Genomic DNA, 22,403 nt, shown 5'->3' with positions numbered 1-22,403 from the left:
AGGGTCAACTCCCGCCCAGCACATTGATGGTGAAGGCGAGGATGCCGAGATTGAAGACGAAGGCCGCCAGGCAGTGGAACACCACCGTCTGGCGCATGGCCGTGGCCGTCACCGCAGTATCGGACGTCTGGAAGGTCATGCCCAGGGTGAAGGCGAAATAGACGAAATCCCAATAGCCCGGCTCCTTCGTGTCGGGGAAATCCAGACCCCCACTATCCCCGCCGCGATCGCCCTCCAGATAGAAGATATGCGCATAATGCATGGCGTAGACGAGGTTGGAGAACAGCCACGCCAAGGCCAGCGTCGCCAGCAGCAGGGCAATCGACGCCGCGCTTGGCCCGCCATGCTGGCTGACCGCCACGCCCACCGCGACCAGAACCACTATCGAAACGATCCCGGTCAGCAGCAGCATCAACTGCCGGTTGGCGTCATTTTCGGCCGCCTTCCGCCGCATCGAATCCGGATCGGAATCCAGCAATGGCCAGACCGACAGCAAAAAGGCCAGCGCGGCCAGATCGAACCCCGCCATCACCGCCTCATGCCAGGGCAGCAGCAGTGCGAAAGGCACCATGCTGGCAAGCAGCGCCAGGAACATGCCGTAGCGCCAGGGGAAGATTTGCGGGCGGCTCATCCTGCACATAGAAAAGGTAAAAACCGCCTTTCGGCAAGCCGTCATATCACCGCCGCAGCCAGGCCGAGCGATACCGCCTCATTGGCCTCCAGATACCAGTTTTCCGGCGCGCGCCGCAACAGATCCTCCATCGAGATCTGGGAACCCAGGATCAGATTGGCGAAGCCCTCATTCTGGATGGCGATCGACGCCTCGATTTCATGGAGGGTGGCCTTGAGCGAGGCGATGCAGGTGGAGAGCGGCCCCTGAAGATGGATGTCCCGCGTGATGATCCGTTCATGGATCATCAGCCGCGTGCCCCGCGTCAGATAGCGGTTTTCAGCCGCAAAGAAGCCCATGAAGGTCGCGCCTGCCGAATAGACCGCCGTCTTGCCGAGGAACACCAGCCGCCGCTCGGGATAAAGGTCCGACTGGAAGCGGATATCTTCCCCCATCATCCGCGCGATTTCCGGATCGCCGCCAAGCGTGGAAATCTCCACCACCACCAGCCCCTGCTGCGCGGCAGTCGACAGGCATTGGCGGAAATGCAGATACATGCCGTGATCGACCAGCCCCGAGAGCATGATCGCGGGAAATTCAAAGTCCCTTGGACCCAGCAGGGGTGCCTGCATCGGCATATTTTCCGTTCCTTTCCCGTTGCGCTGTCGGCTGCTCTACGCGCAGCGATGCAAATGGTGCCGGAGCGTCTCGGTTTTTGACTGGCGCCCCGCGGGAGAGCCCCCTAAAGAACAGATCATGACCAAAGGGCGTGGGGCATGATCGCGAAACTGAAAGGGCGGCTGGACAGCACAGGACTGGACCACGCCATCATCGATGTGGGCGGGGTCGGCTATCTGGTCGGCGCCTCGTCGCGCACGCTCGCGGCACTGGGGCCGGTGGGCGAAGCGGTGACGGTGCACACCGAAATGCTGGTGTCGGAGGATTCGATCCGCCTCGTCGGCTTCGCACGGGCGGAGGAGCGCGACTGGTTCCGCCTGCTGACCAGCGTACAGGGCGTGGGGTCTCGGGTGGCGCTCGCCATCCTCTCCGCGCTGGAGCCTGGAGAGCTGCACCGCGCCGTGGCGACCGGGGACAAGGCGATGATCGCCCGCGCCAACGGCGTCGGCCCCAAACTCGCCCAGCGCATCGCCAATGAGCTGAAGGACAAGATCGGCGCCGTGCCCACCTCCGCCGGTGCGGCCGGTGGCGGATTCGCGGCGGTCCCGGTCGGCGGTCACAGCGCCGACGCGATCTCCGCATTGCAGAATCTCGGCTTCAAGCCTGCCGAAGCCGGCACGGCCGTCGCCGCCGCCGAAGAGGAACTGGGCGAAGGCGCTTCGCTTGACGCGCTCGTCCGCCTGGCTCTCAGGAAAGCCGCCAAGTGAGCGAGGACCGCCTGATCTCCTCCACCCGCCGCATCGAGGATGCCGATGCGGCGCTGCGTCCCAAGTCGCTGACCGAGTTCATCGGCCAGCAGGCGGCGCGCGAAAATCTGCGTATCTTCATCGAAGCCGCAAAGGGGCGCGGCGAGGCGCTGGACCATGTGCTCTTCTTCGGCCCGCCCGGCCTTGGCAAGACGACGCTGGCGCAGATCGTCGCCCGCGAGATGGGCGTGGGGTTCCGCGCGACCTCCGGTCCGGTGATCGCCAAATCGGGCGACCTTGCCGCGCTGCTCACCAATCTGGACGAGGGTGACGTCCTCTTCGTCGATGAGATTCACCGGCTCAATCCGGCTGTCGAGGAAGTCCTCTATCCCGCCATGGAGGACCGGGCGCTGGACCTGATGATCGGCGAAGGCCCCTCGGCCCGTTCGGTGCGGATCGACCTGCCGCCCTTCACGCTGGTCGGCGCGACCACGCGGCAGGGGCTGCTGACGACGCCGCTGCGCGATCGCTTCGGTATTCCGGTGCGGCTGCAATTCTACACCGTCGACGAATTGGAACTGGTCGTGCGGCGCGCGGCGCGGCTGCTCGACCTGGCCATCACCTCCGACGGCGCGATCGAAATCGCCCGCCGGTCGCGGGGCACGCCCCGCATTTCCGGGCGGCTGCTGCGGCGGGTGCGCGACTTCGCCAATGTCGCGGGCGCGCCGGCGGTGGACGCCAAGGTGGCCGATGCTGCGCTGACCCGGCTGGAGGTCGACCATCTCGGCCTCGACCTCATGGATCGCCGCTATCTGACCATGATCGCGGACATCTATCGCGGCGGGCCGGTCGGGGTCGAAACCCTGGCGGCGGGCCTTTCCGAAGCCCGCGACACGATCGAGGAAGTGATCGAGCCCTATCTCATCCAGCTTGGCCTGATCGCCCGTACCGCGCGCGGTCGTTGCCTCAACGGTCCGGGTTGGAAGCATCTGGGGCTGAACCCGCCCTCCAATGTTCAGGACGGCCTGTTCGACTAGACTTGAAATCCCGGAAAAATCATGGCCGTCACGATCCGGCAGGGTTATAGCCTCGCCAGGCAGCGAAGAGGCGTGCAAGCGACGCGCCACGAGTGAGGAGATGCCGTTTTGAGGGCGATCGAGCGTTTTCCCAATCTGGTGACCATGTTCTTCACCCGCGCCGGGGCCATGGGCGACGCCCCGTTCCTCTGGCGTAAGGAGGCGGGCCAGTGGCAATCGCTGAGCTGGACCGAGGTCGCCCATCAGGTGGCTTCGCTCGCCAGCGCCTTGCAGGCGCAGGGGCTGAAGCCCGGCGATCCCGTGATGCTGGTCAGTGAGAACCGGCCGGAATTCTGTATCGCGGACCTTGCCATCATGGCGGCGGGCTGCGTCACGGTGCCGACCTACACCACCAACACCACGCGCGATCACCAGCATATCCTGACCGACAGCGGCGCCCGCGCGGTCATCGTGTCCACCGCCAAGCTGGCGCAGAATCTGATGCCCGCCGTGTTGCGATCGCAGGCGAGCTTCGTCATCGGCATGGAGCCGCTTCGGGGTGCGCAGGGGAGCGTCGCCTGCCATCTGTGGAGCGACCTGATCGCCCATCATCCGACCGATATCGATGCCTGCGCCGCCAGCCAGACGGCGAAGCGCGACGATCTGGCCTGCATCATCTACACCAGCGGCACCGGCGGCGCGCCGCGTGGGGTGATGCAGCATCATGGCTCCATCCTGTGCAATATCGAGGGCGCCGGCCGGCTGCTGGAGGAGGATTTCGGATGGGATGAGGAGGTGTTCCTCTCCTTCCTCCCCCTCTCCCACGCCTATGAGCATAGCGGCGGCCAGTTCATGCCGATCATGCTGGCGGGGCAGATCTATTATGCGGAGGGGCTGGAAAAGCTGGCCAGCAATATCGAAGAGACGCGGCCGACGATCATGGTCGTCGTCCCCCGCCTGTTCGAAGTGCTGCGCGCCCGCATCATCAAATCGATCGAGAAGCAGGGCAAATTCCCCGCCTATCTGCTGGGACAGGCGCTGCGCATCGCCGCCAAGGAACAGCGCGGGCAGAAATCGCTGCTCGACCTGCCGATGAAGGCGCTGCTGTCCCATACGCTCAAGCCCAAGATCGCGGCGCGTTTCGGCGGACGGATGAAGGCGCTGGTGTCGGGGGGGGCGCCGCTCAATCCCGACGTCGGCCTGTTCTTCGACGCGATGGGGCTGACGCTGCTCCAGGGCTATGGCCAGACCGAAGCTGGACCGGTGATCAGTTGCAACCGCCCCCGCGCCGGCATCGCGATGGACACGGTCGGCCCGCCGCTCGATGGCGTGGAAGTGCGGATCGCGGAGGATGGCGAGATCCTCGTGCGCGGCGAACTGGTGATGCACGGCTATTGGCGCAATCCGGCGGAAACGGAGAGAGCGCTGCAAAATGGCTGGCTGCACACCGGCGACATCGGCGAGATCGATGCCAAAGGCCGCGTCCGCATCACGGACCGCAAGAAGGACCTGATCGTCAACGACAAGGGCGACAATGTCTCGCCGCAGAAGGTCGAAGGCATGCTGACGCTTCAGCCCGAGATCGGACAGGCAATGGTCCATGGCGATCGCCGTCCGCATCTGGTCGGGTTGCTGGTGCCTGATGCCGAATGGACCCGCGAATGGGCCACGGCGCAGGGACTGGCGGTCGAAGGAGTCGATGCCGATTCGGGCTATCAGGCGGCATTGCGCGCGGCGGTCGACCGGGTGAATGACGATCTGTCTGTGATCGAACGGGTGCGGCGCTTCATTCTCGCGGACGAGCCCTTCACCATCGACAATGGCGAGATGACGCCTTCCATGAAGATCCGCCGCCACGTCATCCGCGCCCGCTATCAGGAACGGCTGGACGCCCTATACAAGGGCTGACGTCCGGCCGCTCAACTCCGATGAAGCGGCCGGAGCGGGAGTCACCGCTCGACGGGCCGGCAATGCTATCCCATCCTTGCCCGTCAGCGAGTTTGTACGGCTTAGCACGGCGTCAAGCTACCGTCCGCACTGGCCGTTTCCGCCTTGGCTACTGATCCTCATATCGGCTTGCCCGAATATGCGCGAGCTTTGCCCGCTAGGCATGGGCAACCAGAATCTTATTCCGGCCACCCTCTTTGGCTCCATACAGCGCTTCGTCAGCGGCTTTGAGCGCATCGCGTGGATTAGGGAAAGCAAACACGTCTGCTATGCCACCGGAGAAGGTAACTTGACCGAATGGTGCGTCGGTCTTGCGATTCACCAGCTTACGAGAGGCAAATTGCTCACGCAGGGCATCGAGACGTTCGTGCGCTTCGGTGAGCGAAACGCCGCGAAACAGCATGACAAATTCCTCACCGCCATGTCTGGCAACGTGACAGTTGTCGTTCGTGATGGTCGCCAAAGAATCCGCGATGGTTTTGATCACCCGATCCCCGGCATCATGCCCGTGGGTGTCGTTGATCCGCTTGAAATGGTCGATGTCGCAAAAAGCGATGCACAGCGGCTCGATGGCTAACCGCGCATCACGATAGTGTGTATCAAGGAGCGCCTCAAACGCCCGTCGATTGGGAAGACCCGTCAGATGGTCAATTTCGGCGTCCCGCTTGGCCTTATCCAAACTTTGACGGAGGGACTTTGCCTCGTCTTCGCTCCGCCGCATTTCCTGTTCGACCTTGCGGGTGCGCTCCAGCATCGCCTTCGCCAGATCGGCAAGGTTGGAAATGATCGTCCCGGTTTCCTCAACCTGTTCCAGATCGGCGACATGCTGGGCCAGTTCATCGTTGTAGTGGGCAGTGGCGCTGCGGGCGACATTGGTGCTCTTCGAGAATGCTACCAGCGTGGATTCGAGCTTCGCCATCAAAAGCTGGACGCCATCGGCATCATATTCTTCTTCATCGTTTGCCGTGGCTTCGTCGAGCCATTCCTGCGTGATGGTGATACCGGCGTGAGCCCTCGTCGCAAACTGTCGGGCGAGGCCGGGGTTGGCACCGGAGAAAGCGCCATGAGCAATCACGAGATTGGCGGGCGTCACTTCGAGGTCATGCGCGAGCAGGAAGGTCGAAATCTCTTCGAGCAAATGCCTGCGCGCTTCGGTGAATATGTTGCTCGGCTTTTTGCCACCATCCGCCGCCGCTTCGCCGCCCAGGCTTTTGCGCGAGCCGCCAAGTCCGAGGCGACCTAAGAATGAACTGCCAGAATTGTTCGATGCACTCACGGTTCAGCACCTCTTTTGCTGCGTGACGGTGGAAAAGCGGCTAGAGCTTGTCGCGGCGATATACCTGCGGAGACGCGCCGTACGCTTGCTGAAAGGCGCGCCGAAAGACGTTGGCGCTCCCGAAACCCACCGCCTTCGCTATCGTGTCGATGGGCAGGTCTCGTTGTTCTGCGAGCAGCGAGCGTGCCCGTGCCAGTTGGCGCTGGCGCACAAACTGATGCGGCCCCACGCCGGTTGTCGCCGTGAACGTCCGCGAAAAATGCGAACGGCTAAGACCGGCTAGTTTCGCCAGGTCGTCGAGGCTGATCCGTTCGGCCAGATTGGCTTCCACGAAATCATAGACGGCTTGAAGCTGTCGCCGTGAAAGCTTGCCCTCGCCCTGGACTGACACCCCAAAAATTTCAAGCGCCGCCGACAGGCACAATATTTCCGCATAGAGGCCGTCAACAATGGAGGTGATGGCTACATCGCGCAGCTTCCGCATGGTCGCCGCAAGCGCCGGATCGCGGGCATAGGCAAAGGGGCCGAGATCGTGCGTTGCATAGCGATCTCCGAGATCGTCGCGTAGCTGGAGCGGGTCGAAGTACAGGGCGGTAAAGGAGTTCTTGCGCGCGGTCGGCTTTGACCAGCCATGGATAGTGCAGCCGCGCGGCGCAAAGGTGAGGGTGTCGCGCAAATCGGTCTGATGGAGACGCGGCAGACCATCAATCAACAACTCGCCATCCTGCAACGTCAGATCGTGAAGCGCGAGGTAGATCGTCTAGGCGGACGAACCTCGGCTTGCGCCAGCCGCTACTATCCGCCTCGACATAGGCGGACAGCCTCAATCCATTCGCTGCGACCGATGCATTGAACGCCGCATCGTCGAACAGAAAGGCATTGCCGCGCTGCATGGTGATTACGTCACGAAAACCTTGGGGCAGTTCGCCGTCGAGCGCGCGGAACACCCAGATCAGTGAGACGCCTTCGGCCTGATAGTGCCGGTGGCGGGCGGCGATTTCGAAAGCGAAGGGCTTGGAAAGCTGCACTTCGAAGGCGAATTTGCCGAGCCCGTCGAGCTCGGCGTAGACATCGGGATACCGGCCGCGCTCCTCGATCTGGGGTTTGAGGTAGCGATCGACGCTCAGCTTCGTCAGGCGCGGGTCCATCTCGAGAAAGCGCGCGATCATGTCGCACATCCAGCGATGCAGCGCGCATTCCTGATGGCCGCGATATTGCGCTGCGCGGGCGTCGTCAGGAACGACGTTCTTACCAGCGAACCACGGGCATTCCGGGTCGGCGCCCTGGAAGTGGACGAACATCGGGACATTGCCATCCCGTGTCGCTTGCGCCCGAATATAGATGCTCGACTGGCAATAATGGCATCGCGCCAGAGGCCGATCGGGATCGGCGGTACGGCGCAGGTTGATCTCGCTGCGCAGATGCTCCCAGCCCGCCGGCTCCATCGCCATCAGCTCGCCGACCGTGATGCGGCCGCGCGGCAGTTCGAACTCGGCAATTTCCACCGTACGCTGCATCGGGCCACATCCGTCTAGCTGATGATTACATCCTTCACTTGCCGATCCATCGGCAGATTATTGTTCAATATTTGTTCTCATGAAGGTCAAGCGAGAGTCAAGCGCATCTATGCGATGGTCGCGGGCATGCGGGCGGCCTGATCGAGCAGAGGTGCCGCGCGCGGTGATGACCGCGCGGTACACCTCCAGAGGCGGTGTGCCTAGTTACGGCAAAAAATGTCCGTGACGGCCACATGGATTACACCAAGACAGATTGGGCATTCAGTCGCTCCTTGTTCCACTCCCTCCGCTCCCAGAGCAGCACCGCATCGTCGCCAAGATCGACGAACTCATGGCACTGTGCGATCGGCTGGAAGAGGCCCGCAAGGAGCGAGAAGCTGCCCGCGACCGTCTGACAGCGGCCAGCCTCGCCCGCCTGAACGTGCCCAATCCCGATCAGGCGACCTTCTCTATCCACGCCCGCTTCGCGCTCAACAACCTGACCAAACTGAGTCCGCAACACCGACAGGTTGCTCAATGGAAAGCGACGATCCTCGAACTCGCAGCTCGTGGAAAGCTCTCCCTTGAGGAATCCCAAGACACTCCGCCAGCCAAAGCGTTGGAAGCCATCGCCGAGGCGCGAGAGGCTCTAGTTAGGGGCAAAGTGTTGCGTCGCGAAAAACCGCTGGCGGACATCTGTTCGGAAGAGCTCCCATTTCTGGCTCCAGCCTCCTGGGCGTGGGTTCGATTGGGAGATATCGCTCTTTTCACGCAGTATGGGACATCCTTGAAGGCCGAGCAAACCACTGCCGGCGTTCCCGTGTTGACCATGGGTAATATCCAAAGCGGCGCAGTTGTTTCTGCCAATGAAAAGCGCATTCCCAGCCAAAGCCCAGAACTACCTGAGCTGTACGTCAAGAAACTTGATTTGCTTTACAACCGGACCAATAGCCCAGAATTGGTAGGCAAGACGGGTAGGCTTTTTCTTCCGTTCGGTCTTCTGCGGGATTTCGTCCATCGTTCTTGCTACGGCAGCCTCGGGGTTCAATTCAGTAGAGCGGCATAGGCCCTATTGCCGAATATCGGGTTGAGAGGAACAGGTCGTTGGGCGTGCTGGCCTGCGGACAGCCGCGCTCTATTCCGCTTCGCTCCACCGAGCCTGCGCTTCGCTTGTCTCGGCCCTGACGGGTGCTGATCGCTCACGCGCGATCCTGATGGATCGTGATGGACATCGCTTGGCAAGCGATGGCGTCGGCCGGTCCCGGCCAAGCGGTGCGGGCGTCGCTTCCCTCTAGGCCCGTGGACAAAAGCGAGACCTGTACCCTTGATCATGAACCAAGCAGGCGGCGCTCGAGCAAGGTCTGCATATCCCGTCGACCGTCAGCGATGATCAGGATGAAGACCTTCGTTCCGGCAGCGCGGTAGATTAGTCGGTACTGCCGCAGCAGGATCTGCCTGAATTCCCGAATTCCCAAGGCCTCGAGTTCCTTGGGGACAGCGCCCCGCTCGCCATCTCCGCGATCATGAGCATGGCGCCGGATCGCAAACGGCGGCTCTATTGCGTCATCGACGAACTGCCCTCGCTCCAGAAGCTGCCTTCCCTTGGTGATTTCCTCGCCCGTGCCCGCAAATATGGTGGCTGCGGCATATTGGGGTTCCAGAGCTATCCCCAGCTGGAGGCCACCTATGGCGCCCAGGAGGCCGCCGCCATCACCGGCTATTGCTCCACCTGGGTGGCGCTGCGGGCCAATGACCGGGGTACGGCGCGGCTCGTCTCCGAGAATCTGGGCCAGGTAGAGCAGATCGAGGCCAATGAGGGCATGTCCTATGGGGTCAATGACATGCGCGACGGGGTCAATCTCTCACGGGTGCAGGTGACCCGGCCGCTGGTCATGCCGACCGAGGTCATGAACCTTCCCAACCTTACCGGCTATCTGCGGTTCGGGCGTGATCTGCCCGTCATCCGGTTCAGGGATCGATATCTCAAGGAGGAGGCGGTCGAGGTCGCCTTTGTCGAGCGTCGGGCGCCGCCGGTCAGGTTTGGTGAACAGATAGCGGTCAACGCAGACAGCGAAGAGGTGCCCAGCGACGCTCCGACCATGGGCGCGGTCGATCGCGATGCCGACAGCGCCGCCACAAATCCCGCAACCAATCCCGAGTCCGGCCGGGGTGACCTGCAGCGGAGCACGTTACCCCTGATGGGATACAGCATCCAATCTGTCAGCAGACCCAATGGCCCGAGCCGGTTGGCCAATCCCGCCTGACATTTCCAGCATCGAGGAACAGCAACATGGTTCATGTGATCAAGACGCGGCGCGGTGTGGCGTCAAGGCTGGGTGAGGAGGAGCAGGGTGTTGACGCTATGCAGCCCGATCCGCTCACAGTGCGTATTCCGGCTGCGATCAGAATGACCGGCATCGGGCGGTCGAAGCTTTACGAACTGATCCAGTCCGGCGACATCGAGATCGTGAAGATTGGAGCGGCGACGCTCATTCCGGTCGACAGCCTGCGTCAGTTGATTGACCGGAACAGGAGATGATTGGCCCTTGCCAGTGATGAAGGCGTCCCCATTCTGCTTTTTGGCGTGGGACAAAAAGCGGCGGGGCCGCCTTTCGGCAAAGGCTGGGACTTTGCGCTCGGTCCGCTTCAGAGCACATAGCCCAAGAAAGCTGACGCTCCCGATATACAGATTGCCGTCAGTGCTTTGGCTGCAATGCGCCCCATTTTCGGTCATTCGAGCCACTGCGATCCGATCCCGAAAGCTGACGGAGCCGCTTAGCCACGGATGTCGCTTCAAGAGGGTCACGGGCGCCCTGCGCAATGAGCAATGAGCGGGGGCCCCTGAAACGTGGATGATGATGCTCTAGTCAGTCGCTCGAGCCGCAGTCATCGGTTCCCGCAACTCGACAGAAGACTGCGCAAGGTCATCGTCGGTTACCATTGATCGCCCTGAACCCTGGTCAGTAGCTGCCGGATCTTTTGGAGCTAGATGCGCGGGAGAAGGATTTCCGCAGGCGCGGCAAACTTGATGCCGTGGCGCTGTTAGTCGCGTCCCTTCAATCCGATCAGGAAATGCTCGGCAGCGCTGTCCGCATCCACGCCATCCGCAACCATCGCTTCGGCAATGACCTGAAGGCGATCGACATCGAGCAGTTCAGAGAGGCTCGCCCGATTCACGGTATAGGTCCGCTGGCTCACCATGTCGCCAAAGGAGAAGGATGTTCCTTCGCCCGTGAAGGTGCGCATCAGCCAGGGTGCGAAGCCCGGTTCGTCGAAATGCTCCGAGATCCAGTCGTGCACGGTCTCGACGCTCGTCAGCCGCGCCCATGCCCACAACATACCGGCCGCGTCGTCGAACTCCTGCAAGGCGCCCGATTGCGCATCGCGCGCGAGCCTTGCGGCAAGTCGCTGTTCGAGATCGACGACCGCCTCGAGCGACAGGCCGCGCTCATCCTCCAGCTTCGCCTCCTTGTCTCCGGCCCGGCCATGTTCAACACTCATCGAAGTGACCATATAGGTCGCGAAGTTGAGCGAAGGGCCATCGATCGCCTCCCCCAGCAAAGCCGCCCGCTGATCGGGGCTGAGCTTCTCAAGCACCGGCTCGATCGCGAAAGAGATTGCCCAGCGCACCGGCAGATCCTCGGGCGTGCGCCAACCATCAACGGGATTGAAGAACAGGTCGGCCGCCGCCAGCAGCGCGCGCGCCGTCCGCTTGGCTTGTGATTCAGGCACATCCCCTGCCTGCGCCATCAGGGTGTTGAGCAGAACACTCGCACGAGTGCCGCCGGTCCGGCGCTCGGCGGCGACATAGGTCTTGATCATGTCCCGCGTCTTCCCAGGATCGTCATATGTCGCGCGCAGGGCGTCGAGTTCCGCACTCGCGATGATGCCGTCACCCAGGCCGAGGTTGAAATAGACCGGGAACCGCCGCTTGGACGAGGCTCGGCGATCCCGCTCGATCTTGCGCCAGTCACCGCCGTGCCACGTATTTGCGAAAATGGCGTCGAGTCTGGGGAACACATAGGGCAGCGCGCGCTTGACGCGCGCCCGGCGGCTTCCGTCGACCGTCGCCAGCAACTGGTCGCCGAATGCCTGCCGGTCTTCCTGCCGCCCTTGCTGAGGCTCGGCACCGGTCAACTCATCGGGATGGTTCCGGATGAAATGATACAGCGCCGGCTCGAACAGCCGCATCGTCTCGATCGCGACGAAGTCCGACACATCGACTTCCCCTTTGACGGCCGGCCACGCCATAGCGATCGCATTAGCCAAGCGCCCGACATCGCGCGCCGTGCGCAGCCAGGGTGCCACCGCACCGTGGAGAATATTGCCCCATCGCACGACATCCGGCACCGGCTCGTCGCCCACGATGGCACTGAGACGCTGCAGGAAAAGGCGATTGAGATCGGTCTGCGCTACCGGCGGCAGGTCGAACGAGGCTTGGACGATCTTCTCAAGCCATTCCGGCCCATCCGGGTCCGACGGCCGCTCGAGCGCCCGCACCGCAATGTCGCGATCGAACACCAGCAGATAGGTGACTCGCGGCAGGTCGGCGACCGACTTCACCAGCCTGAAGATCTGACGGACCTCATCAGCGACCAGACGATCAACGTCGTCGATGATGACCACGATATTGCGCTTCTCTGCCCGCAGCGCGTCGGCAAGCGTGTCACGGACATCCTCGAGGCTGCGCTCCTCGGGAATTTCCTCACCCGCAGCCTTAATCGCATCAGCCACCGGCTTGGCGAGGCCGCCGACCGGCGTGAAGGCAAGGGCCGCCGAGACCAAATCTGTCGCGCCCGTCACTTTCCTGGCGATCAGGCGAAGCCCATCGCGCACGCCCCTCGAGAGCTTTTGGCCGATCGATGCGTTCAGCTCACCGAAAAATGCCCGCGTCAGGTCCTTCTGTTCGGAAAACCACCAAGGGTTGAACCGCACGATAATCGTTTTCGCGTCCTGATCGAGCGCGCCTTCGCCCTTCTCGAGCGCGTCGACCACCATGTTGACTGCCGACGTCTTGCCGCTGCCCCATTTGCCATGGATTGCAATCACAAGCCCGTCATCGCCGGCCCGCGACATAAGCCCCGCGGCAATGGCCTCGGCAAAGTTGCAATAACCGAGTTCATCTTCGACCAGCCGCGTTCGCGGCCGATCGGCCGTCATCGAAACCGCAGGCTTATGATCGTCGGAAGCGGCTCCGGTCATGATCTGCAAGTGTCCCCCGAATATTGGTGATGATCATTGCCGAGATAGTTTCGGACGAGCTCCCCACAAGAGCGACAATCTAATAGCGCGCTCTCCGCGCGGGCTGTTTGTACGAGGTCGCGATGCTATGTCACAAAGATGCAAATCGATCCAAACTATATGGCACTCTCCGACGCCCTGTTCGGCTATGCGCTCTCGCGCACCGCCGAACTTGGCAGTCCGGGAAAGAAGCTCGCCCACTACACGAGCGCCGAAAACGCGCTGAACATCCTGACCGGCAAGAAGATTTGGCTGCGCAGCGCCGCGGTCATGAACGATCATTCCGAAATCGAGCATGGCCGCGCTATCCTGGCAGCGTGCCTCGACACCGACCTAGGCCAGCGCTTCTGGACCGTGCTGGACAGAGGGCACGTTGGCTTGGCGAAGCGCGTCCGCGACCGCGTGGCTGCGTCGCGGCAACGGCCGCGGGATCGCATCTTCATGGTGTCGCTCAGCGAGCATGACGAAACCGATCGGCTCGGTCGCCTATCGATGTGGCGGGCATATGGTGGGCCGACGGCGGGAGCGGCGATCATCTTCAACACCGAAATTTTCGATGATGCCCAGATCAACCTGATGTCGTTCGCAAGCCCCGTCCTCTATGGCGGCACTCAGGTGTTCGCGCCGCAATTCGAAGCGGTGATCGCAAAGCTGGAGGCGGGACCGCATCTTCTGAACGGCGTCTCGGCCGACGTCGCGTTCAACGCCGTCGCTTCGGCACTCGATTTTGCGATCCTGTCGACCAAGCATGTTGGCTTCGGCGAGGAACGCGAATGGCGCGTGATCCACCTTCCGTTCGATTACGCCTCGGCCTCGGTCACCGAAAGACTGGTCACCATCCGTGGCACCCCGCAGCTCATCTACGAGCTGCCGCTGGTCAACCAGCCGGGGATGAACATGCCCAAATTGACCTTGGACCGTCTGATACACACAATCATCATCGGCCCCGCGCTGCACGCCGAGACATGCCGTTGCGCGCTTGTGGAAGCTTTACGCATGAACGGGGTCCAGCAACCAGAGAACCGCGTCGTTGTCAGCGATATTCCGCTGCGCCAATGGGGGTAATGTCCCTTCGTCACTGGTGGGCCACCATAACATCCTTTTCGAGCGATTGGTTTACCGGACTGACAAACCCCCTTTTGGAATTCCCCCGTGAGAACGTGAGGACCAGTTGAGGACATCGAGCACAGGGGAAGCCATGTGAGGACAGTGCGCTTCGCCATAACGCACGGATTCCCGGTGCAGATGGAGGGAGGGGGACGCATGAACATGCGATTCAGGGTCATAGATTGGCTGGAAACGGTCGAACTCACTATATGAGTTTGCCGTAAATCATGCAATGAGAGGGGCTGTTTCCTGGACTCGGTCGGCGACTTCGCCGCGCTTTTGTCTATGATGGCCAGGATAGTCGATGTCGGTCCCCCTCCACCAGGGACCATGATGGCGGAGACTGCAGGCCGGGTGTCCAAAGCCCGGCCCCGGCCGCCCAAGCAGGAGATATTTTATGGCAACCTCACCCCAGACCCGCAAAGCAATCGCCGACAGCGAGAATGCGCTTCGCGACACGCTCTGGACTGACGCCGCCGACCGGCTCTGGGCGCACAAGACAAGTGGCGGGTTCGTTACCACTCCCAAGACCATGCCCTATGTCTGCCGCATACTTGACGAGATGTCGAAGGACCATCCGCTCGCCTCCACCTATGAAGCGCTCTGGTCCTACACCTGGGCGAACAACGCCTTCTTGCGGTTCAACAAGCCCGATGACGTCACCTTCGCCGCCGGCTTCAGCGGCCAACGCGGTCGGCGGACCCTGCTGGAGCGCATGCGCCGGCTCCAGCTGCTCGGTTTCATCGAGACCCAGCCCAACGGCAACGAGACGTTTGGCTTCATCTTTCTCCCAAACCCGCACGCCGTGCTGTTCAGGCATCAGGCGGGCCAGGGTACACCCTTGCCCGACCCGGCACCCAAGGGCCTCAGCACCCATATCTTGCCGGCCAGTTGGAACGCGTTCGTGGCGCGCGCGCTCGATCTCGGCTGCAAGGATGTGAAGCTGCTGCTCAATCCACCGCCGCCAGCACCGGTATCAGCGGCCGCACCTGCCGTGCCGGCGGCACTGACATCTCCCAAAGTCCTGCGCCGTCGTCCCAAAGCTGCAGCCAAGGCCTGACCATTATGGCGGTATCGAAGGTTCTGACGCCCGCGGGGCAGATCAAGGCAGCGCTTCTCACGCTCAAGGACAGTGGCGACAATGGGTTCGAAGGCCTGATGGCGGCGCTGCTCGGCGCCGTGACCCACTTGCCGTTCCGGCTGGCCGTTTCGGGAAGCCAGGACGGCCAGGATGGTCGCGGTGACGGGGTTGACGGATCGATTGCGTTCGAGGCCAAACTCTACACGTCGAAGCTCACCAAATCAGTGGTCAACAACAAGGCGACCGAGGTGCTTGCCAGCGCCGATCCGCCCGATCTCTGGATCCTCGGCGCGACCGTAGGCGCGTCCGCTCAGATTGTCACGACCCTGCGCGCCGCCTTCGCCAAGGTCGAGACCAGTCTGCTGGTGCTCGACTGGCCGGCCAACACATCGCTGCCGCCGCTGGCCTTGCTGTGCGCCATGGCACCGGACACCTGCGCCGATTTTATCGACCGCCATAGTCAGACTGGCATCGACCGGGCCGCATTGCTGGCTGCGCTCAAGGCGCTGGCAGCCGCGCCGGGTTTTGCCGCGCGCGCCACCGACCTCCGCAATGCGCTGGCCGATCCGTTGCTCGGTCTCGCAACGGCCCGCGCCGCCAATCATGCTACCTATGGGCGGCTCTTCGCGAGGACAGACGAGGCCCGGCATCGTTTCGGACAACCACTGGCGCCTGCGGCCAGCCACGCTCTTGCACCGATAGATCGAGCGCGACGCGTCGAGCTCGATACAATTCTGACAGCGCCGCCGGTCCCGGGGATCATCGCTGTGACCGGCGACCAGGGCTGCGGCAAATCCTGGCTCGTTGCGCAAGCCTGGCTCGCTCTGGCGGATGCCCCGTTCCTGATCTTTCTAACGGCGGCCGAAGCGGTCGCCGCAATGACCTGCGCGCCCCAGGAACTTGTCGCACGCCAGTTGATCGAGCATTCGGACGGGGTGCCAACAAGCGCGAGCCTCGATCGCTGGGCAAAGCGCCTTGCACGATGGCGCGCACGGCCCGCGACCGCGCCACGGCTGCTGCTGGTGATCGACGGGCTGAACGAGCGCGCGCGGACCGACTGGGCACCTTGGCTGTCGCGCCTGACTGGCTACCTCGCAACGATCGGCGGATGCGTGATCGTCACCAGCCGGGCGCGCTATTTCAAGCGGATCGACGACCGTTTCACCGTACCGCGGCGCACAATCACGCTTGGTGACTTCACCGATGCCGAACTCAATGCTGCACTCGCCGCGCATGGGGTCGCGCCTACACAAATCGCCAGGCGGGTCCGGTCATCGCTGCGCAATCCGCGTATCCTGGGGATCGCGCTCGAGCTCCTCGGCACGGAGCAGATCGGCACCGCCGAGGAACTCAGCATCGAACGGCTGTTGTTCGAGCATGTCCGCACTCATGCCAGCGACCCCGCCGACGGCGAGACGCCCTGGCAATTCAAGACCCTGCTCGCCGATCACGCCCGGCTGATCCGCGAACGGATCGAGGGTCAGGTCACCGACGACCGGCTGATCTTCGCCCATTATGACTTCGCAGACGCGCCGCGCTTCGATCTGCCGCGCGACCTCTTGCCAGTGGTCGAGGAGCGTTTCTTTGTCGGGGTCGAGGGCGATACCGCTCTCTACCAGCTGACCGAGGACGGCCTCGTCTATGCGCTCGCCATCGCGACGATCCGCGAGCTTCAGAAGGCCGAGCGCAATGCCCGGTCAGTCACCGAGCGCCTCGCCGAAATCATCGAGCCGGTCGCCGCGCTCGACCTCGTGACCCATGTCCTGTTCGCCGCAGCGCTCATCGCCAGCGTCGACGCCGAGGTCAGTCCGGCAATCGGTGCCGCCTTGCTGGCGCGTCACGCGATGCAACAAAATGCCGATGAGGACAGCTATCCCGCTTATTGTGGCATTGTCCGCAATATTCCGGCGGCGGCGCTCGATGCGCTGTTCGCGCTGGCCATCGGCGAGCCCCATGTCCAGCACAAGGAATGGCTGGTCGATGCGCTGCGCCGTGCGCGCGCCGACCGGGCAGCCTGGGAGATCATCGCGGCGCGGCTTGATGCATGGCTGCGCATCTATTCGCTCAACGCTGCGCATGGCCTCATGCCGGGCGAACGCGATGCCACGAAGCGCGCCGAAGCAAAGGCGGAGACCGAAACCAAGATCGCGATCCGGCTTGGCGACATGACGCCGTGCGAGCGCGCGATCCTCGCGCGGATGACCCGCGACGACAGCGTCGATGGCACCGTGCTCAGCGAGGATATCTTCGCGATCCTGGCCGGCATGCCGCTGCTCGATTTCGCCGACGGGCTGATGTGCTGGGCGTTCGCCCGCTCGATCAACGGTGGCTATCATGTGCCGTGGAAGGACTTCGCCTTCGTCGTCCAGCATAACCGGATCGACTGGTTCGAAACGCGCGAGGCGCTGCTCTCGGCCGCCGCCTGCTTCACCGCCGCCGATGCCTCGCGTACCGGCCAATGGGCGCTGGTCTCGATCCTGCGCGCCACCGGCGATGCCGACGATGGCAGCCGTGCGGAGATCATCGCCAATGCGCTGATGCCCGAATGGGAGCATTTTCAGGGCTGGCGGCTGGTCGAGCGCTATTGTGCGACCGATCCGTGCGATCCAGCCTCCGAACGACCCGACACGATCGATGACACCGCCGAGCGCATGGGGGCGCTCGATCCCAAGGCCCTGGTCAGGAACCGCTGGACCGGCGAGCATGAGCACTTCCTGAGCGACGCCGCACCAGGTCTCGCACGCTTCGCACCCGATAACGTCGTCGCGATCAACCGGGCCGTGGTCAGCGACATGCTCGAGCGCCCGAGCAATATCGCGACGCTCGGCGTTCCGTTGCTCGGCAGTGCCACCGTGCTGATCGAGCCGGATACAGTCGAGGCAATGGCCGCGCGTGCCGCCGCGCTGTCCCATCCCAAGGAGCCGGTAGGGGATGCCGACACCAAGGACTGGGTCGTTTCGCAATATCTTCTGGTCACCGCCTTCGCCCATCTAGACGGCGACGCCCAGGTCCAGGCGCTCATCGATCTGCCCGAACACGGACCGCCGCTGGTCCAGCTCGACAGCGTGTTTCATCCGGCGAGCGCCGACATGGTCGATCGGCTGGTCGACCACGCGACTGCCTCGAGCGAGGAGCATCGGCTGCTGATGGCGCTGGCGTTCGTGCGCGGGTCGGACTCACCGATCAGCCCGGAGACACTCGCGAAAATCCGGTTGTTGACCGATCATCCCAAAGGGTCGGTGCGCGGTCTCGCGCTCCAGATATCGGCGGAGCATCCCGACGACGCACAGCTCACCGCCTTCGTGGCGAGCGGCTGGAGTGCCGCGACCCATCACCCGCGCGAGCATTTCTACGAACGCTGGCATGGCTCGTCGATGATCATCGCCGCGGCGAAGCGGGGCCTGTTGAGCGGAGCCGAAGCCGTCGCGCGTATCAGCCCCGATCGCTATGGCGCGGCAGCGGAAAAGCTTGGTGCCGCCGCCGTCGGTGCGCCGCTCGCCAGCCTGATCGGTCAGGCCACCGCGCGCGTGCTCGAAGCGGTGATGCCGTTCCGGCCACCGCGCGTTTCGTTGAGTGACACTGCCGATGCCGACGCCGTCGCCCGCTTCTCGCTCGAGGATGACGACGCCGATTTGCCGGATGACCAGCGCTTCGCCCGGATCAACGAAAGCGACGAGGCGTTCGCCGCGCGCCAGAAGGCCGGGTGGGATCGCTTCCAGGCGTTCGAAGCTACGCTCACCAAAAGCGGTGCCGAGCTGATCCTGCGCGATATCGGCTCGAATGCGATGCGCGCGATCGCCGAAACCGACCTCGCCGCGCTTCAGGCCATTGCCAGGCAGTTGCTCGATGTCCCGACCAGCCGGTTGCCGCGCATCGCCAATCTCGCCTCTCGCATCGCCCGGGCGCTGTCCACCGCAGACCCGGATCTCGCCGTCGCGCTGTTCCGCCGTTGCGCTGGCCACGAGGCCTTTGTCCGCATCACGCGTTCGGCGGGTTCGATCCCGCTGATGACCTGGGATATCTGGCACAGCGAGGATTCCGGCGCGATGGAGGCGTTGCGTCGCGACCGGCTCGCGCACTGTTCGAGTGACCACGCGCTGGCAAGTGAAGTGCTCGCCGCCTGCCATGCCGGACGGCAATCCTGGCTGGAAGATTATGCAACGCGCGAGATCGCGACCGGCCATCCCGTCGCCACCTCTCGGGCGCTGACGATCCTTGGCTTCGCCGATGCGAGCGAGACCGCCGGCGCGACGATCGCGCGGTTCGACAATCATGGCGGAATGGTCGGGCGGGCCGCCGAGGCAGCGCGGTTCGCCTATGATCGCAACCGCTGGTCACGCATCTGGTATCAGCGCCTCGCCGAGACCGGCGACCGCGTCGACTTCTGGCGTTATGGCACCTTGCTCGCCAAGATCGCCGATGCCCGCATGGTGTTGTGGACCGGAGACTATGTGGAAGGCCCGCTGCTCGACCGGTTCGGCTATTCGCTCAACCGGCCGATCGAACGCCGCATCGAGGCGTGGAAGAAAAAGCGCGACGGCAAATTGTTCGGCCAGGACCAGCCACGAGATGTCTATCTCGAACCCGCGCCCGACGGCTTCGATCTGAGCGAGGAATGATGTGCGGTCCTGCAAAATGGTTGGAGCTGGGCGTCGCTATTCGGCGAAGCTTTCGGTGGATGAATAGAGATACTGCCAGGCGTTCTTGATCGTCATGCGATTGATGCCGGCGATCTCGCCCGCGTCCGGCTTGCGAGTCACCGGTCCGAAATTCCGGTGCGCGGGGTCGTTCGACAGAAACAGGCAATGGCGGCTCGACAGCGGCAGCAGCATCGTCGGCTTGTTGGTGAAGTCGATCAACGGATTGCTGGAGGTCAGGAACCGTTGGTCGCTGCCCGGCGGGATCACGTTGAGCGCATAATAGAGCGGAACATAGCTCTCCCAATTGTCGAGTGCGGTCTTCAGCCGGACCACAAGCCAATAATCCTCGCTCCAATGGCCGACCTTGTCGGGATGGACCGTCTCCAGCTCGCGCCGCAATCGAGGCTGGTTATGGTGCATGAACGAAATCGCCATGGCGAGCTTGCGGATATCGGCCGGGAACTGACCCTCGAGAATCTCCGTGATGACCTTCGACGCCATACCATCGATCACCGCGATCTGCTTCTCCGCCCAGTCCGGCGCATAGCCGGGCGGTGGATTGCGCAAGCTGTTCCAGCGCTTCTTGAACCCGAAGCGCTCATTATTGCCCTTGGTGATCTTCCCCGTCTCGCTGTCGAGCCGCCACAGCGCGCCGGCCTCGGTCTCGAACCGCTTGAGATAATAGCGCGGCGTATAATGGTGCCGCTTCGAGACCGTCATGGCATCGCCTCCGGTTCATCGGCAGGGGCTTCCGGCGCCGCCGACTTCCGTTCGCGCTCGCGTGGTCCGTCCCACTTCGGCTTGTCGGGACGCGGGCCGAAAATGAACTGACCGAACGCATAATAGCCGCCTTCGGGCGCCGGCACGCGGTCGAGCTCTGCCACCGGCGACAGCGCAGCGGTGCCCGCGATCAGCGACGCTTCGCGCGTATCGGACGCGAAGATCGTGTGGTAGCCGAAGCGGCAGATCAGCCGGTTGATCCTGGCAACCGCCTTGCGGTCGGTGATCGTGCGGTGGCCGATGTCCGGCCGGCGCGGACGGCTGCGACCGCGCAGTACCATCCGGGTCGTCACCGGAAACAGCAGCTCGATCCGGCCGGCGTCCTGCGCAATATTATAGGGTCGCATCGCCGGCGTCGGGACGCGCGGGTCATAATAGATCACCGGATTGTCGCTGGTGAGGAACGCGTGATCGGACGCGTTGTGCAGCACATCGAAGCTGAGCGTGGCGAACAGCTTGCCCATGTCGTTGAGCGCGTGCGCCATCATCTCGAGCGATTTTTGCGGGTCGATGGTGACCTGGATCTTCTCCATCAGGTCCGGGAAGCCCTCGGGGAGCGGCGGCAGCTTCCCGGCGGCGTGCATGAGCAGCGCCTGTGTGTGCACCGAGTGGCCGAGGTGCAGCTCGGCGGGATCGCGGAACGCCGGCACCCGCACGCGCATGAGGCCGAGGAAGGTGATGATATGCGGCGCGGCTTCAAACATCGCTTCGCGGTTGGCGAGGGCTGTGACGATTGTCGGCCACTTCGTCTCGATCTCGCTGAAGATCGCCTCGAGCCGATCGTCGTCGCGCGTACCCTCATCGTCGAACTGCGAATAATAATAGCGCTCGAAGCCGGTCGACTCCGGGCGCTGCCGGAAGGGCCGGGCAGAATCGTCCTTGCGGAAGACCTGCAGCTGCCCCGAGCCATCGCAGAAATTCTTCAGATAAGTGACCGGGACATAATGGTGACGTTTCGGCATCGAGAAGAACATAATCAAAACATCGGCGCGCTGCGAGGCTGATTCTGGCCGCGTCAATCATTTCGGATCAAATTGAACGGCTTAGGCGCTGCGGAAAAGGCGGCGTGCGCATCTATAACGGCGCGGCACGCTGGGCGATCCGGCTCGATGCCGGTGACCTCATTTCAGGCCGACTATAAGGCGTGGCTGGCGGCCGATCCGCCGCACTACATCGTACTGCTGCGCGCGCAGGTTGCCTTGGCTTGGCTCGATCGCGGCCGGGCTTTGCGCGGTCTGGTCGAGAAAGATGTCACGGAGGAAGACATGCCAGAATCCGAAGAACGGGCACCGCAGATTATCGGCTGTGGCTAGACGAGCGCAACTGGGAAGTCTTCAAAACGACAGACACTGATAACAAGCTCGGCATCGGCGGCAACGGTCAGAAAAAAGTTGGGTGGACTTCGTTTGAGATCGCCGGGAAGTGACATCGCCGTGCCTCGCGTTGCGGTCACAGTGGGACCTGTATCCTTACGTTGTCGATCGAAGCCGCCATTCGGCCTGCGGCCCCGTTTTGGGCATCCAGAATGAGAAAGCAGACCGACCGCAGCTGGGAACGGAAAATCGATGGCTGAAGGGCAACAAAGGGTCGGATCTGCCCGATCGCTGCACGCGAGCAATGGCCATTAGACAAAAATATGATTGCAGTCCGTGCAGACTACGGTGGATTATGGTAGACGAATAGATCGAAAAAAATCGTCAGAGAAGTGGTTTTTGGGCATCGAACCTCTCCGCCATTTGAGACTCTTTCAATTACCCACAAGTGGTCGCGAACGTGATTCCGTTGGCCGCATGAGCATTGCTCGCCTGGAATCAGGCATGATTCATTCCCTGGCACCTAAAGCGG

General features: G+C 62.9%; 17 protein-coding genes and 1 pseudogene. 10 read left to right on the top strand and 8 right to left on the bottom strand.

Going from position 1 to position 22,403, the window contains the following annotated elements; all coding sequences use genetic code 11:
• Nucleotides 1–4 precede the first annotated feature (4 nt).
• Nucleotides 5–631 (bottom strand): DUF1345 domain-containing protein, encoded by a 627-nt coding sequence (locus CAF53_RS07990; protein ID WP_100237776.1) that lies wholly within the window; start codon nucleotides 629–631, stop codon nucleotides 5–7.
• Nucleotides 632–672: 41 nt separating this feature from the next.
• On the bottom strand, nucleotides 673–1,248 hold the full coding sequence (locus tag CAF53_RS07985; RefSeq protein ID WP_046762142.1) for a hypothetical protein: 576 nt from the start codon (nucleotides 1,246–1,248) through the stop codon (nucleotides 673–675).
• A 138-nt stretch (nucleotides 1,249–1,386) separates the two neighbouring features.
• Between CAF53_RS07985 and ruvA the strand changes: the two genes are divergently transcribed.
• The 3 genes from ruvA to CAF53_RS07970 all read left to right on the top strand — a co-directional run bounded on the left by ruvA (nucleotide 1,387) and on the right by CAF53_RS07970 (nucleotide 4,898).
• Nucleotides 1,387–1,995: a Holliday junction branch migration protein RuvA gene (gene ruvA / locus CAF53_RS07980; RefSeq protein ID WP_046762141.1), complete on the top strand. Its 609-nt coding sequence runs from the start codon at nucleotides 1,387–1,389 to the stop codon at nucleotides 1,993–1,995.
• On the top strand, nucleotides 1,992–3,011 hold the full coding sequence (gene ruvB, locus CAF53_RS07975; protein WP_046762140.1) for a Holliday junction branch migration DNA helicase RuvB: 1,020 nt from the start codon (nucleotides 1,992–1,994) through the stop codon (nucleotides 3,009–3,011). The genes ruvA and ruvB overlap by 4 nt, the downstream gene beginning before the upstream one ends.
• Nucleotides 3,012–3,155: 144 nt before the next feature.
• A complete protein-coding gene (locus CAF53_RS07970) occupies nucleotides 3,156–4,898 on the top strand; it encodes an AMP-dependent synthetase/ligase (protein ID WP_100238738.1) in 1,743 nt (580 codons plus the stop codon).
• A gap of 196 nt (nucleotides 4,899–5,094) precedes the next feature.
• Here the strand turns inward: CAF53_RS07970 and CAF53_RS07965 are convergent, their stop codons facing one another.
• The 3 genes from CAF53_RS07965 to CAF53_RS07955 are packed head-to-tail and all read right to left on the bottom strand — an operon-like array spanning nucleotide 5,095 to nucleotide 7,730.
• Nucleotides 5,095–6,213: a GGDEF domain-containing protein gene (locus CAF53_RS07965; protein WP_242443405.1), complete on the bottom strand. Its 1,119-nt coding sequence runs from the start codon at nucleotides 6,211–6,213 to the stop codon at nucleotides 5,095–5,097.
• Nucleotides 6,214–6,253: 40 nt separating this feature from the next.
• Complete coding sequence (locus CAF53_RS07960; RefSeq protein ID WP_157801233.1) at nucleotides 6,254–6,928, bottom strand: AraC family transcriptional regulator; 675 nt, start codon at nucleotides 6,926–6,928, stop codon at nucleotides 6,254–6,256.
• Entirely contained in the window at nucleotides 6,918–7,730 is an 813-nt protein-coding gene (locus CAF53_RS07955; RefSeq protein WP_100237774.1) for a hypothetical protein, read from the bottom strand. Before CAF53_RS07955 ends, CAF53_RS07960 begins: the two co-directional genes overlap by 11 nt.
• 253 nt (nucleotides 7,731–7,983) lie before the next feature.
• On the opposite strand from CAF53_RS07955, the gene CAF53_RS27500 reads away from it, so the two are divergent.
• The 3 genes and pseudogenes from CAF53_RS27500 to CAF53_RS07935 all read left to right on the top strand — a co-directional run bounded on the left by CAF53_RS27500 (nucleotide 7,984) and on the right by CAF53_RS07935 (nucleotide 10,248).
• Nucleotides 7,984–8,775 (top strand): hypothetical protein, encoded by a 792-nt coding sequence (locus CAF53_RS27500; protein ID WP_197707379.1) that lies wholly within the window; start codon nucleotides 7,984–7,986, stop codon nucleotides 8,773–8,775.
• Between the two features lie 439 nt (nucleotides 8,776–9,214).
• A pseudogene (locus CAF53_RS07940) lies at nucleotides 9,215–9,748 on the top strand (type IV secretion system DNA-binding domain-containing protein); the annotation flags it as partial.
• A gap of 251 nt (nucleotides 9,749–9,999) precedes the next feature.
• A complete protein-coding gene (locus tag CAF53_RS07935) occupies nucleotides 10,000–10,248 on the top strand; it encodes a helix-turn-helix domain-containing protein (protein WP_100237773.1) in 249 nt (82 codons plus the stop codon).
• Between the two features lie 503 nt (nucleotides 10,249–10,751).
• Here CAF53_RS07935 and CAF53_RS07930 read toward each other — a convergent pair.
• Nucleotides 10,752–12,911: a P-loop NTPase fold protein gene (locus tag CAF53_RS07930; RefSeq protein WP_157801232.1), complete on the bottom strand. Its 2,160-nt coding sequence runs from the start codon at nucleotides 12,909–12,911 to the stop codon at nucleotides 10,752–10,754.
• 138 nt (nucleotides 12,912–13,049) lie between these two features.
• Between CAF53_RS07930 and CAF53_RS07925 the strand changes: the two genes are divergently transcribed.
• From CAF53_RS07925 to CAF53_RS07915, 3 genes are all read left to right on the top strand, one after another.
• Entirely contained in the window at nucleotides 13,050–14,015 is a 966-nt protein-coding gene (locus CAF53_RS07925; protein ID WP_100237771.1) for a DUF2971 domain-containing protein, read from the top strand.
• A gap of 439 nt (nucleotides 14,016–14,454) precedes the next feature.
• Entirely contained in the window at nucleotides 14,455–15,117 is a 663-nt protein-coding gene (locus CAF53_RS07920) for a hypothetical protein (RefSeq protein ID WP_100237770.1), read from the top strand.
• A 5-nt stretch (nucleotides 15,118–15,122) separates the two neighbouring features.
• Nucleotides 15,123–19,757: an NACHT domain-containing protein gene (locus CAF53_RS07915; protein ID WP_100237769.1), complete on the top strand. Its 4,635-nt coding sequence runs from the start codon at nucleotides 15,123–15,125 to the stop codon at nucleotides 19,755–19,757.
• A 36-nt stretch (nucleotides 19,758–19,793) separates the two neighbouring features.
• On the opposite strand, the gene CAF53_RS07910 is transcribed toward CAF53_RS07915, so the two are convergent.
• Together CAF53_RS07910 and CAF53_RS07905 are read right to left on the bottom strand one after the other, a co-directional pair.
• The gene (locus CAF53_RS07910) at nucleotides 19,794–20,498 is read right to left on the bottom strand and encodes a DUF4238 domain-containing protein (protein WP_100237768.1); all 705 of its coding nucleotides are present in this window, start codon (nucleotides 20,496–20,498) and stop codon (nucleotides 19,794–19,796) included.
• Entirely contained in the window at nucleotides 20,495–21,520 is a 1,026-nt protein-coding gene (locus CAF53_RS07905; protein WP_157801230.1) for a DUF4238 domain-containing protein, read from the bottom strand. The genes CAF53_RS07910 and CAF53_RS07905 overlap by 4 nt, the downstream gene beginning before the upstream one ends.
• A gap of 147 nt (nucleotides 21,521–21,667) precedes the next feature.
• On the opposite strand from CAF53_RS07905, the gene CAF53_RS07900 reads away from it, so the two are divergent.
• Nucleotides 21,668–21,871 (top strand): hypothetical protein, encoded by a 204-nt coding sequence (locus tag CAF53_RS07900; RefSeq protein WP_100237766.1) that lies wholly within the window; start codon nucleotides 21,668–21,670, stop codon nucleotides 21,869–21,871.
• Nucleotides 21,872–22,403: the final 532 nt, after the last annotated feature.

The organism is Sphingobium sp. LB126, assembly GCF_002795205.1.
Taxonomy (GTDB): domain Bacteria; phylum Pseudomonadota; class Alphaproteobacteria; order Sphingomonadales; family Sphingomonadaceae; genus Sphingobium; species Sphingobium chungbukense.
This window is presented reverse-complemented; position numbering and strand designations above follow the sequence as displayed.